Below are 12,119 nucleotides of genomic sequence, written 5' to 3'. Positions count from 1 at the left end.
GCGCGCCGCCCAGCGCCAGCGGGCTGCCGCCGGCCGCCAGCAGCCCGGCACCGAACGACAGCGCGGCCAGCAGCAGCGCGGCCAGCCCCGGGCCGGCCAGCACCGGCAACAGCCGCCCGGCCAGGCGGAGCCAGCCGGCGCGAACCAGGCGCCCGCGGTGCAGGCGCAGCCGTCGCCGGCCGCCGGCCTCGCCGCGCATCGCCGCATACAGCGCGCTCGCCTGGGCGATCGCCTCGCGCGTGGCCCGCGTGCGCACCGACATGTAGCCGACCGGGGCGCCGTCCTCCAGCACCGGCGTCACGTTGGCCTGCACCCAGTAGTGGCGGCCGTCGGCGCGCCGGTTCTTCACCGTGCCCGACCACGGTCGCCCGCCCTGGATGGTCTGCCACAGGTCGCGGAAGGCCTCGGCCGGCATGTCGGGGTGTCGGATGAGGTTGTGGGGCTGGCCCAGCAGCGCCTCGCGCGCGTAGCCGCTGGCCTCGATGAAGGCGGCATTGCAGTGCACGATGCGGCCCTTCAGGTCGGTCATCGACACCAGCGTGTGGTGCTCGAGCACCTCGTACTCGGTGTCGTGGCAGGGCGGAAGGTGGCGCATCGCGGGCTCCGGATCGGCGGGATGCCTGGGCTATCGACCGGACTGCCGCGGGGTGTACGGGGCATCGCGGCGCCGGTTTGCGCTGCGTCAAGCCCCTTGCAGAACGGGCCACCAAGGTGCCCAATGCAGGCGGTTACACCCACAACAACGCGCTGCACGCGGCCGCCGCATTGTTCGGCCGCCGTGCGGGGAGGACTCGCCATGACCACCGCCGACCCCCTGGCCGCGCGACTTTCGCAGGAGTCGCCGGACGCCCTGATCGCCACCGGGGACGACGGTCGTGTCGCCTGGTGGAACCCGGCCGCCGAGGCGATGTTCGGCTACCGGCGCGACGAGGCGCTGGGCCGGCTGCTGTCGGAGCTGCTGGCGCCGCCGGGCCAGCCCGAAGCGCCGGGCGAGGCGCGCAGCCGCGAGGTGGTGCGCCGCTGCAAGGACGGTTCGCTGATCTACGTGCTGGCCTCGACCCAGGCGCTGCAGGCGCTGGACGGCCACGGCAGCGGGCATGCGCACCGCATGGCCGACGTCACCCACATGAAGGTGCAGCGCGACGCCGGCCTGATCGACACGCGCTACCGCGGCCTGCTCGAATCGACGCCGGACGCGATCGTGATCGTCAACGACATCGGCCGCATCGTGTTCGTCAACGGCCAGGCCGAGGCCGTGTTCGGCTACGGGCGCAACGAGATTGCCGGCCGGCCGCTGGAGATGCTGATGCCCGAGCGCTTCCGCGGCGCGCACGTCGGGCACCGCGCGCATTACATGGCGCAGTCGCGCACGCGCGAGATGGGCCTCGGCCTGCAGCTGTACGGGCTGCGCAAGAACGGCGAGGAGTTCCCGGTCGAGATCAGCCTGAGCCCGCTGGAGACCGAGGTCGGCCGCATGGGCATGAGCGCGATCCGCGACATGACCTACCGCCGCAAGGCCGAGCAGAAGTTCCGCGGGCTGCTCGAATCGGCCCCCGATGCCATCGTCATCGTCGATCGCAACGGCGACATCGTGCTGGTCAACACGCAGACCGAGCGGCTGTTCGGCTACCCGCGCGCCGAGCTGCTCGGCCAATCGGTGGACATCCTGGTGCCCGAGCGCTTCCGCGGCAACCACCCTCGCCACCGCATGGGCTTCATCGCCGACCCGCGGGTGCGCTCGATGGGCGAGGGCCTGGAGCTGCACGGGCGGCGCCGCGACGGCTCGGAATTCCCGGTCGAGATCAGCCTGAGCCCGCTGGAGACCGAGGACGGCACGCTGGTCAGCAGCTCGATCCGCGACATCTCCGAGCGCCGCCGCGTCGAGCATGCGCTGCAGGAGAAGAACGTCGAGCTCGAGCGGGCCAACCAGGCCAAGGACAAGTTCCTTGCGACCATGAGCCACGAACTGCGCACGCCGCTGAACGCGGTGATCGGCTTCACCGGCCTGCTGCTGATGAAGCTGCCCGGCCCGCTGACGCCCGACCAGGAGAAGCAGCTGAACATGGTGCAGTCCAGCGCCAAGCACCTGCTGTCGCTGATCAATGACCTGCTCGACCTGGCCAAGATCGACTCCGGCAACGTGCAGATGCAGCTGGTGCCGGTGGGCTGCCGCACGCTGGTGGACGAGGTGGTGGCCACGCTGCGCCCCGCCGCCGAGGCCAAGGGCCTGCGCTTGCTGGTGCAGATGCCCGACGGCGCGATCGAGGTGCGCACCGACCGGCGCGCGGTGCACCAGATCCTGATCAACCTGGTGAACAACGCGATCAAATTCACCGAGGCCGGCGCGGTGTCGTTGGCGGTCGAGTTCGCCGGGCGCGAGCCGGACGGCCGCGTCGAGCTGTCGGTGGCCGACACCGGCGCCGGCATCTCGGCGCAGGACCAGGCCACGCTGTTCCAGGCCTTTGCCCGCGTGGGCAGCAGCGCCGCGCGGGCCCGCACCGAAGGCACCGGCCTCGGCCTCTACCTGAGCCGCAAGCTGGCCGAGCTGCTGGGCGGGCGCATCGAGCTGAACAGCGAGGTCGGCCGGGGCAGCCGCTTCACGCTGGTGCTGCCGGTCCGGCAGGGTTGATGGCATGGGCGCCCGGGTGCTGATCGTCGAGGACAACGCGATGAACCGCGAGCTGATGGACTACCTGCTGCGCGCGTTCGGCTTCGAGACGCTGAAGGCGGTCGACGGACGCATCGGGCTGGACATCGCGCGGCGCGAGAAGCCCGACCTGATCCTGTGCGACATCCAGATGCCCGAGATCGACGGGCTGGAGTTCGCACGCGTGGCCAAGGCCGACGCGGACCTGCGCGCGGTGCCGCTGGTCGCGGTGACCGCGTTCGCGATGGTGGGCGACCGCGACCGCGTGATGGCGCAGGGCTTCGACGGCTACATCTCGAAGCCGCTGGAGCCGCTCGGCTTCATCGAGACGGTCAACCAGCTGCTGCCGCCGGGCCTGCGCAACGTCAACGGCGCGGCGGGTGCGCCGGCGCCTGCCGCGAGCCGGCCGGCGATCCAGGGCGCCACCATCCTGGTGGTCGACGACACGCCGCTGAACCTCGAGCTCAAGCGCGACCTGCTGGAGCCGCACGGCTACGAGGTGCTGACGGCGCTGACGCCCAGCCTTGCGCTGCGCATCGCGCGCGAGCGGCTGCCGGCGCTGATCATCTCGGACGTCGGCATGAGCGAGGGCAACGGCTTCGACTTCATCCGCGCGGTGAAGGCCGACCCGGCGCTGCACGACATCCCGTTCATCTTCCTGTCGTCGACACACTGGAACGAGTCGTCGCGCCGGCTCGGGCTGGAGCTGGGCGCGGTGCGCTACCTGATGCGCCCGCTGGAGCCGGCGCTGCTTCTGGCCGAGATCGAGGCCAGCGTGCGGCCTTGACGGGTCACAGCGCCTCGTCGCGGCAGGCCAGGTGCAGCAGGCCGTTGGCGGCGTGGATGCGTGCGTTGCCGATCGTCAGCGCGGTCAGCGTTTGCGCGCGCGCAGCCAGCCCGCCAGGTCGTCGGCCGCCGGCACCGCGGCCAGCAGCACCAGCAGCAGCGCCAGCGGCACGGTGAACACGTAGCCGATGGCCTTGAAGCCGATCGCGCCGGACAGCGCGCCGGCGAAGAAGGCGCCCGCCATCTGCAGCAGCAGGCGCAGGCGCAGCGCGTCGGGCACCGCATTGCCCGGCTGCAGGCGGCGGCCGATCTCGATGCCGATGTCGGTGACGATGCCGGTGACGTGGGTGGTGCGGATCTCGGCGCCCGACAGCTTGGTGATGACCGCGTTCTGCAGCCCCATCACGAAGCACAGCAGGCTCACGGTGGCCGGCGCCATCAGGCTGCCGACGCTCGCCAGCCGCTGGCCCATCAGGCCGAAGCACAGCAGCAGCAGCGCCTCGAGCAGCAGCGGCGCGGCGTACTCGCTGTGCAGCCGGCGTCGGCGCGCCCAGCCCACCATCAAGGTCGAGGCGATGGCGCCCAGCACGAACCAGCCCAGGCTGGCCAGGCCGGCGGCGAACAGCAGCCAGTCGCCCAGCGCCAGGTGGTCGGCCATCGCCGACACCACGCCGGTCATGTGCGAGGTGTACTGCTGCACCGCCAGGAAGCCGCCGGCATTGGCGGCGCCGGCGACACCGGCCAGCCCCAGGCCGAGGTGGCGATTGGCGCGCGGCGTGCGCTGCGCGCCGACCAGCCTGCGGGCGTAGTGGATCGGCACGGCGGCTCAGGCGGTGGCCGGCTGCCCGGGCGACAGCAGCCGCTCCATCAGCTCGCGCACGCTGCGGATCTCGCTGCCGAACGGCAGGGCGCCGACGCCGCGGAAGAACAGGCCCTTGCGCAGGTCGCCGCGCAGCGCCGCGGCGAGCTGGGTGTCGATGCAGAACTGGCCCCAGTCGGCCAGCCCGTCGCGCAGGCCGCATTGGGCCAGGCAGTCGAAGGCCAGCGTGCAGCGCGGCTTGACCTGCGCGTTCTGCTGCAGGCGCGACTCGGCCTTCAGGTAGTTGCGCAGCCACGGCGTCGCGACCGCGCGCGCCGGCAGGCCGGCCACGCTGGTGAACTCGACCAGGTCCTCGTCGCGCGCCTCGGCGAGCACCCGCTTGAAGCCGTCGTGCGCATCGCCCTCGGTCGTGACGGCGAAGGGCGTGCCCAGCTGCACCGCGGCGGCGCCGAGCGACTGCAGGCGCGCGATGTCGGCGAAGCAGCGCACGCCGCCGGCGGCGATCAGCGGGATCTCCTTCTCGACGCCGTGCTCGCGCAGGAAGGCCAGCACCTGCGGGATCACCTGGTCGAAGTCGAAGCGCGTGTCGTGCAGGTCGCCGATGCGCGCCGCACCGAGGTGCCCGCCGGCCAGGCCCGGGTGCTCGATCACGATCGCGTCGGGCAGGCGCTGCTTGCGCTCCCACTTGCGCAGCAGCAGCTGCACGCCGCGCGCGTCCGACAGGATCGGCACCAGCAGCGTCTTCGGGTGCTCGCGCGCCAGGTCCGGCAGGTCCAGCGGCAGGCCGGCCCCCACCACCACCGCGTCGATGCCGCACTGCAATGCGCAGCGCACCGACGGCGCGTACTCGCCGACCGCCTGCATCACGTTGATGGCCAGCAGCCCGCGCCCGCCGGCGAGCGCGCGCGCCGCGTGGATCTCGCGGTCCAGCGCCACCAGGTTGGCCTCGTCGATCGCGGTCTTGGCGGCCGCGGTGGCCCAGGCCGTGCCGATCGGCAGGCCGTGCGTGCGTTCCATCAGGTCGGGGTGGTGGCGGCGCAGGTCGACCGACGAAATCGTGCCGACGCCGCCCAGCCCGGCCACCGTGCCGGCCAGGCGGTGTGCCGAGATGCCCACGCCCATGCCACCCTGGACGATGGGCAGCAGCGTGCGGCCGCCCAGGCGCAGCGGCGCGAGGCCGCTGCGGGCCAGGGTGTCCTGCAGGGTGTCGGTGGGGGCGGAGGAGGGGGTCATGGTGGGGGTCGTCGCAACAATGGGCGCCACACGATAGCCAGCCCACGGGGGCCCGCGGCCCTTTCCTCGTCGGGAACCTGAGCGCCCATTGCGAAATGTCAATCGCGGATGCGATGCCGCTTCAGCGCGCCGGTGCCACCGGGCGGGTGTCGGCCTGCGCCGCCTGCTCGGGCTGGGGCACCTCCTGCCCGGGCGTGTCGGTGGGGGCCTCGCCCGGCGGGATGTGCGGCAGCCGGTGCGCGATGCCCTTGTGGCAATCGATGCAGGTCTTGTCCTTGCGTGCCAGGTGCGTCGAGTGCATGTTCTGCGCGCGCACGCTCTGTCGCGTGAAGTCCATCGAGTCGTAGTTGTGGCAGTTGCGGCACTCCAGCGAGTCGTTGGCCTTGAAGCGCGCCCATTCGTGGCGCGCCAGCTCGAGCCGCTTGGCCTGGAACTTCTCCGGCGTGTCGATGCTGCCGAACACCTTGCCCCAGACCTCCTTCGAGGCCTGCATCTTGCGCGCGATCTTGTCGGTCCAGGCGTGCGGCACGTGGCAGTTGGAGCACACCGCGCGCACGCCGGAGCGGTTGGTGTAGTGGATGGTGGTCTTCAGCTCGGCGAACACGTTGTCGCGCATCTCGTGGCAGCCGGTGCAGAAGGCCTCGGTGTTGGTGGCCTCCATCGCGGTGTTGAAGGCGCCCCAGAACACCACGCCGGCGATGAAGCCGGCGAGGATCAGGAAGCCGAGGCTGAAGTGCACGCTCGGGCGCGCCAGGATCTTCCAGAAGCGGGTCGGGAATGGGCGCACGGCGGGCCTCCGGTCAGTGCTTGGCGGGGGGCGGTGCTGCGGCCTTGCGCAGCACCGTGTCGACGTCCTCGAAGGTGTTGGTGACCAGCGGGCGTGCCGGCTCCTGGGCCACGTGGCATTGCTGGCAAAAGTAGCGGCGCGTCGAGATCTGCGCCAGCACCTTGCCGCTGCGGTCGATGTAGTGCGTGGCGCTCACCGGTACCGCCTGGCTGAACTCGGTGCGCGCGCGCGCATGGCAGTCCAGGCACTTGTTGAAGTTGCGGTCGACCTGGTAGCCGTCGACCCGGTGCGGGATGATCGGCGGCTGCATGGCGTAGTTGCGCGTGCGGCGCTGGTCGTCGTTGACCGCGTTGGTCAGCAGCGGCGGCACGGTGGTGTCGAGGATGGCGGTCGGGCCGCGCAGCGCGTCCTGCAGCAGCGGCGGGGCCGCGGCGGCCGCGGCGCAGGCCAGGGCCCAGCCCAGCGCGAGCAATCGGATGGCGTTCATGGGGTCTCCCGGCGGTCTCACACCTTCGTGATGCGCACCGCGCACTTCTTGAAATCGGTCTGGAACGAGATCGGATCGGTGGCGTCCAGCGTGACCTTGTTGATCAGCTGGCTGGCGTCGAACCACGGCACGAACACCAGCCCGCGCGGCGGCTTGTTGCGCCCGCGCGTCTCGACCCGGGTGCGCATGCTGCCGCGCCGCGAGGCGATCTCGATCTCGACGCCGCGCCGCACGCCCAGCGCCTTCGCATCGTCGGGGTGCATGTAGCAGACGGCGTTCGGCACCGCGCGGTGCAGCTCGGGCACGCGGCGCGTCATCGAGCCCGAATGCCAGTGCTCCAGCACGCGGCCGGTGGACAGCCAGAACGGGAAGTCCTTGTCGGGCATCTCGGGCGGCGGCTCGTAGGGCAGTGCGTAGATCACGGCCCGGCCGTCGGGGTTGCCGTAGAACTGCCAGTCGCTGCCGGGCTTCACGTAGGGGTCCGAGCCTTCCTTGTAGCGCCAGCGCGTCTCCTTGCCGTCGACCACCGGCCAGCGCAGGCCGCGCACCTGGTGGTAGCGGTCGAACGGCGCCAGGTCGTGGCCATGGCCGCGGCCGAAGCGCGCGTACTCCTCGAACAAGCCCTTCTGCGGGTAGAAGCCGAACGCCCTGGCCTCGTCGTTGGCGTAGCCGGCCTCCACCTGCGAGGCCGGGAAGGCGTTGACCTGGCCGTTCTCGAACAGCACCTGGAACAAGGTCTTGCCGCGGACTTCGGGCTTCTTCGCGATCAGCTCGGCCGGCCATACCTCCTCGACCTTGAAGCGCTTCGCGAACTCCATCAGCTGCCACAGGTCGGAGCGGGCCTCGCCCGGTGCGCTGACCAGCTGGTGCCAGAAGTGCGTGCGGCGCTCGGCGTTGCCGTAGGCACCTTCCTTCTCGACCCACATCGCGGCCGGCAGGATCAGGTCGGCGGCCAGGCAGGTCACGGTGGGGTAGGCGTCCGACACGACGACGAAGTTGTCGGGGTTGCGGTAGCCCGGGTAGCCTTCCTGCGTCAGGTTGGCGCCGGCCTGCATGTTGTTGTTCACCATCACCCAGTAGGCATTGAGCTTGCCATCCTTGAGCATGCGGTTCTGCAGCACCGCGTGGTAGCCGGGCACGCCGGGGATGGTGCCTTCGGGCAGCTTCCAGATCTCTTCGGCGTGCGCGCGGTGCTTGGGGTTGGTGACCACCATGTCGGCCGGCAGGCGGTTGGCGAAGGTGCCGACCTCGCGCGCGGTGCCGCAGGCCGAGGGCTGGCCGGTCAGCGAGAACGGGCTGTTGCCCGGCGTCGCGATCTTGCCGGTGAGCAGGTGGATGTTGTAGACCATGTTGTTGGCCCAGACCCCGCGGGTGTGCTGGTTGAAGCCCATGGTCCAGAACGACATCACCTTCACCTTCGGGTCGGCGTACAGCTCGGCCAGCGCCTGCAGGCGGTTCTTCGGCACGCCGCTCAGCTTCGCGGTGTATTCCAGGTCGTAGGTGGCGACGAACCTGGCGAACTCGTCGAAGCTCATCGGCTTGGAGCCGCCGGCATCGCCGGCGTTCTTCGCGGCCTTCTGCAGCGGGTGCTCGGGCCGCAGGCCGTAGCCGATGTCGGGGTTGCCGAGCTTGAACGTGGTGTGCTTCTCGACGAACGAGCGGTTCACGCGGCCGGTCGAGATGATGTGGTGCGCGATGTAGTTGAGGATCGCCAGGTCGGTCTGCGGCGTGAAGGTGAGCTCGATGTCGGCCAGCTCGTACGAGCGGTGCTCGAAGGTCGACAGCACCGCCACCTTGACGTCCTTGCCGCTCAGGCGCCGGTCGGTCACGCGCGTCCACAGGATGGGGTGCATCTCGGCCATGTTCGAGCCCCACAGCACGAACGCGTCGGCGGCCTCGATGTCGTCGTAGCAGCCCATCGGCTCGTCCGCGCCGAAGGTGCGCATGAAGCCCACCGCGGCCGAGGCCATGCAATGGCGTGCGTTCGGGTCCAGGTTGTTGCTGCGAAAGCCGGCCTTCATCAGCTTCAGCGCGGCATAGCCTTCCCACACCGTCCACTGGCCGGAGCCGAACATGCCGACGGCGGTGGGGCCCTTGTCCTTCAGCACGCGCTTGAACTGCGCGGCCATCTCGTCGAAGGCCTGGTCCCACGTGACGTGCTCGAACTCGCCCTCCTTCGCGTAGCGGCCGTTCTTCATGCGCATCAGCGGGCGCGTCAGGCGGTCCTGGCCGTACATGATCTTGGACAGGAAGTAGCCCTTGACGCAGTTCAGGCCCTTGTTGACCTCGGCCTCGATGTCGCCGTGCGTCGCGACCACGCGGTTGTCCTTGACGGCGACGGTGACGCCGCAGCCGGTGCCGCAGAAGCGGCACGGCGCCTTGGACCATTTCAGCTCACGGTCGTCGGCGGGTGCTTCGGCCAGTCCGGGCAATGGCAGGCCGGCGACCGCAGCGGCGCTCGCCGCCGCGGTCTGCCGGATGAAGTCCCTGCGGGCGATCGGCATCGGGAATCTCCTCGTTCATCGAATCCAGGGTGTCGGCGTGCTGGTAGACCAGCGCGGCCGACAGCACGCCGTCGGTGCGCTGGATCTGCTGCACCAGCGCGACCATCGGCACGGCGCCGTCGGCTTCCAGCGTGACGACCAGCTTGCCGTTGTCGCCCACCGCGTGGACGATGGCGCCGGGCAGCGCCGACAGCACGCCCGCCAGCGCAGGCGCGCGGCGCGGCGTCGAGTAGACGACCAGGCTCGCGATGTGCAGTTCGGGGGTGGGTTGCACGTTCAGCTGCCCGGCGGGCCGGCGAACATCTGGTAGACCCACACCAGGAAGCCGTAGCCGCCGACGATGGCGACGGCCAGCACCGGCGCGATGACCGCGAGCGACAGCAGCAGCACGGTGCGCTCCTGCGTCTTGCTGGGGACGTCCGACGGCTCGGCCATGTGGTTCTCCCTGCGGCCGGCTGCTGCCGGTCCGATGTTGGGCCTGGGTGTACTGCCGGCGAATCGGCGTGTCAATGGCATGGGCGCGAGGGTAGGGGGACGTGGCCGGCGGCGGGTTGACGGATGTCAAGGCATCGCTGCGCGGGATCGGCCTTGTCGCTACCATCGGCGGTCTTCCCACCCTGGACCTGCCCCATGGATTTCGCCAGCTGGCTCGGCTTCCTGTTCGTCGCGCTGTTCGTCACCTTCACGCCCGGACCGGCGGTGCTGCTGGCGGTGTCCAACTCGATCAGCGTGGGCCCGGCGCGCGCGATGATCAGCTCGACGGGCAATGCGGTCGGGCTGTTGATCGTGTCGGCCGCGGCCACCGCGGGGCTGGGCGTGGTGCTGCAGACCTCGGCGATGGCCTTCCTGGGGCTCAAGCTGCTGGGCGCGGGCTACCTGGTCTACCTGGGCGTGCGGCAATGGCGCCACGGCGGCGCGCTGTTCGCCGACCCTTCCGGCCCCCAGGCACGGGCCGGCACGCCGGCATGGCGGCTGTTCGGCAACGGCCTGACGGTGGCGCTGACCAACCCGAAGGCGATCCTGTTCTTCACCGCGCTGTTCCCGCAGTTCATGAAGGGCGGCGAGGGCGCGATGGAGCAGTTCGCGCTGCTCACCGTCACCTTCGCCGGCTGCGCCGTGGTGGCGCACGCCTTCTACGTGCTGCTCGCGCGCAGCGTGAAGGGCCGGCTGGCCGATCCGCGCCGCGCGCGCCTGCTGAACCGCGTGTTCGGCGGCAGCTTCGTCGTGCTCGGCGTCAGCCTGCTCGGGCTGCGCAGCAAGGCGGCCTGAACGGGACGCAGGCGGTCGATTCCTACAGGTCGGCCGGGCCTGCGCTGATGGTGCGCGGCGGGCCCGCGGGCGAACCTTGGCGTCACGCCGCCGGCATGTCGCGGGCGGCATCGCGTTGAAGGAGTTCCCCCATGAGCGGCAATCCCGTCATTTCTTCCGACAAGGTCGAAGGCACCACCGTCTACAGCGCCAACGGCGACAAGCTGGGCTCGATCGACGACCTGATCATCGACAAGCGCTCGGGCCTGGTGCGCTACGCGGCGCTGGAGTTCGGCGGCTTCCTGGGCGTCGGCACCGACCGCTATCCGGTGCCGTGGGCCATGCTGAAGTACGACACCAACCTCGACGGCTACGTGGTGCCGCTGAAGGAGTCGCAGCTGGAGCAGGCGCCGCGCTATCCCGCCGGCAACGACCCCACCTACGACGACAGCTACGGCCGCCGCGTGTACGACTACTACGGGGTGGGCTGGTAAGGCCCGGTCATTCCCGGGCGAGCACGACGTGCAGCGCCTTCGGCGTGCCGACGTGCTCGACGCAGCGGAAGCCCTGCGCCGTCAGGTCGATGCCTGGCAGCAGGGCTTCGCCGCGTCCGAGCAGGATCGGCGAGACCGCCAGGTGCATCTCGTCGATCAGGCCGGCCTGCAGGTATTGCCGCACCGTGGCGACGCCGCCGCCGACGCGCACGTCGCGGCCGTTGGCGGCTTGGCGTGCCCGTTCCAGTGCTTCGTGGATGCCACCGGTGACGAAGTGGAAGGTCGTGCCGCCCTTCATCTCGATCGGGGCGCGCGCGTGGTGCGTCAGCACGAAGGTCGGCACGTGGTACGGCGGCTCGTCGCCCCACCAGCCTTTCCAGGTGTCGTCCAGCCAGGGCCCGCGCACCGGGCCGAACATGTTGCGCCCGAGAATCCAGGCGCCCACGTTGTCGAAGCTGCGCTTGGCGAAGGCGTCGTCGACGTCGGCCTGGCCGCCGCCCGCGCCGGTCATCGCACGGAACACGGTGGTGTCGAAGAACCATTCGTGCAGCTGCTCGCCGCCGACGCCGAGCGGGCTCTGCAGGCTCTGGTCCGGGCCGGCACCGAAGCCGTCCAGCGATACCGAGAAGGCGGCTACCTTGAGTTTGGACATGTCATCTCCTGGGTGTTTGTGCTGGTACGACGAACGAGGCCGGGCGGAATCGACAGCGTAGCCCGGATGCCCATCCGGGGTTCGTCCGACACAGCCCGGATGGGCATCCGGGCTACGGATACTCGACCTCGTGCGCCTCCCACGGCATCGGCACCTCCCAACGGTGCAGCATCCGCGCCAGGTCCTTGTTCGACAGCGTCGTGTCGCGCCGCTGGTTGCGCGAGAACACCACCGCCTCGGGGGCTTCCATGTACACCAGCCGCACCTGGGCGTCGTAGGCGTACAGCAGGTCCAGCGTCTTGCCGCGCATGTCGTTGAAGCTCCCGGCACGCAGCGCGCAGCCCCGAGGCGACAAGCGATAGCGCATGGCCAAGCCGCTCGAAGCGGCTGAGCAACTGCTCGCGCTCGTCGGCGTCACCGCCGGCCTGTGAGCCCAGTTGCTGCCGGGGATCGGACCCGGA

General features: G+C 70.6%; 14 protein-coding genes. 4 read left to right on the top strand and 10 right to left on the bottom strand.

Annotated elements, in window-relative coordinates; genetic code table 11:
- Window positions 1-595, bottom strand: a 595-nt coding sequence (locus tag AC1DYN_RS22590; RefSeq protein WP_477963360.1) for a PAS domain-containing protein, incomplete at its 3' end; no start/stop codon positions are given.
- Between the two features lie 201 nt (window positions 596-796).
- Between AC1DYN_RS22590 and AC1DYN_RS22585 the strand changes: the two genes are divergently transcribed.
- Entirely contained in the window at window positions 797-2,629 is a 1,833-nt protein-coding gene (locus AC1DYN_RS22585; protein WP_477963359.1) for a PAS domain S-box protein, read from the top strand.
- A 4-nt stretch (window positions 2,630-2,633) separates the two neighbouring features.
- Complete coding sequence (locus AC1DYN_RS22580; protein ID WP_477963358.1) at window positions 2,634-3,434, top strand: response regulator; 801 nt, start codon at window positions 2,634-2,636, stop codon at window positions 3,432-3,434.
- An 84-nt stretch (window positions 3,435-3,518) separates the two neighbouring features.
- On the opposite strand, the gene AC1DYN_RS22575 is transcribed toward AC1DYN_RS22580, so the two are convergent.
- From AC1DYN_RS22575 to AC1DYN_RS22545, 7 genes are all read right to left on the bottom strand, one after another.
- A complete protein-coding gene (locus AC1DYN_RS22575; protein WP_477963357.1) occupies window positions 3,519-4,253 on the bottom strand; it encodes a YoaK family protein in 735 nt (244 codons plus the stop codon).
- A gap of 6 nt (window positions 4,254-4,259) precedes the next feature.
- Window positions 4,260-5,486 (bottom strand): NAD(P)H-dependent flavin oxidoreductase, encoded by a 1,227-nt coding sequence (locus AC1DYN_RS22570; protein ID WP_477963356.1) that lies wholly within the window; start codon window positions 5,484-5,486, stop codon window positions 4,260-4,262.
- A 121-nt stretch (window positions 5,487-5,607) separates the two neighbouring features.
- Window positions 5,608-6,273 (bottom strand): NapC/NirT family cytochrome c, encoded by a 666-nt coding sequence (locus tag AC1DYN_RS22565; protein ID WP_477963355.1) that lies wholly within the window; start codon window positions 6,271-6,273, stop codon window positions 5,608-5,610.
- 13 nt (window positions 6,274-6,286) lie between these two features.
- Window positions 6,287-6,760: a nitrate reductase cytochrome c-type subunit gene (locus AC1DYN_RS22560; protein ID WP_477963354.1), complete on the bottom strand. Its 474-nt coding sequence runs from the start codon at window positions 6,758-6,760 to the stop codon at window positions 6,287-6,289.
- A 17-nt stretch (window positions 6,761-6,777) separates the two neighbouring features.
- Window positions 6,778-9,264: a periplasmic nitrate reductase subunit alpha gene (gene napA / locus AC1DYN_RS22555; protein ID WP_477963353.1), complete on the bottom strand. Its 2,487-nt coding sequence runs from the start codon at window positions 9,262-9,264 to the stop codon at window positions 6,778-6,780.
- Complete coding sequence (locus AC1DYN_RS22550) at window positions 9,155-9,538, bottom strand: chaperone NapD (protein WP_477963352.1); 384 nt, start codon at window positions 9,536-9,538, stop codon at window positions 9,155-9,157. The genes napA and AC1DYN_RS22550 overlap by 110 nt, the downstream gene beginning before the upstream one ends.
- Window positions 9,539-9,540: 2 nt before the next feature.
- Entirely contained in the window at window positions 9,541-9,699 is a 159-nt protein-coding gene (locus AC1DYN_RS22545) for a periplasmic nitrate reductase, NapE protein (RefSeq protein ID WP_477963351.1), read from the bottom strand.
- 195 nt (window positions 9,700-9,894) lie between these two features.
- Here AC1DYN_RS22545 and AC1DYN_RS22540 point away from each other — a divergent pair, with 195 nt between their 5' ends.
- Complete coding sequence (locus tag AC1DYN_RS22540) at window positions 9,895-10,533, top strand: LysE family translocator (protein ID WP_477963350.1); 639 nt, start codon at window positions 9,895-9,897, stop codon at window positions 10,531-10,533.
- Window positions 10,534-10,664: 131 nt separating this feature from the next.
- Window positions 10,665-11,006, top strand: a complete 342-nt coding sequence (locus AC1DYN_RS22535; protein WP_477963349.1) for a PRC-barrel domain-containing protein — start codon at window positions 10,665-10,667, stop codon at window positions 11,004-11,006.
- Window positions 11,007-11,013: 7 nt separating this feature from the next.
- Here the strand turns inward: AC1DYN_RS22535 and AC1DYN_RS22530 are convergent, their stop codons facing one another.
- Together AC1DYN_RS22530 and AC1DYN_RS22525 are read right to left on the bottom strand one after the other, a co-directional pair.
- Window positions 11,014-11,658, bottom strand: coding sequence for a dihydrofolate reductase family protein (locus AC1DYN_RS22530; RefSeq protein ID WP_477963348.1), 645 nt, complete (start codon window positions 11,656-11,658; stop codon window positions 11,014-11,016).
- A 112-nt stretch (window positions 11,659-11,770) separates the two neighbouring features.
- A complete protein-coding gene (locus AC1DYN_RS22525; RefSeq protein ID WP_477963347.1) occupies window positions 11,771-12,025 on the bottom strand; it encodes an ATP-binding protein in 255 nt (84 codons plus the stop codon).
- Window positions 12,026-12,119 lie beyond the last annotated feature (94 nt).

The sequence above is a fragment of the Rhizobacter sp. P2_D12 genome (assembly GCF_056404395.1).
The sequence above is the reverse complement of the archived record's forward strand: the minus strand, read 5'-3'. Positions and strand labels throughout refer to the sequence as shown.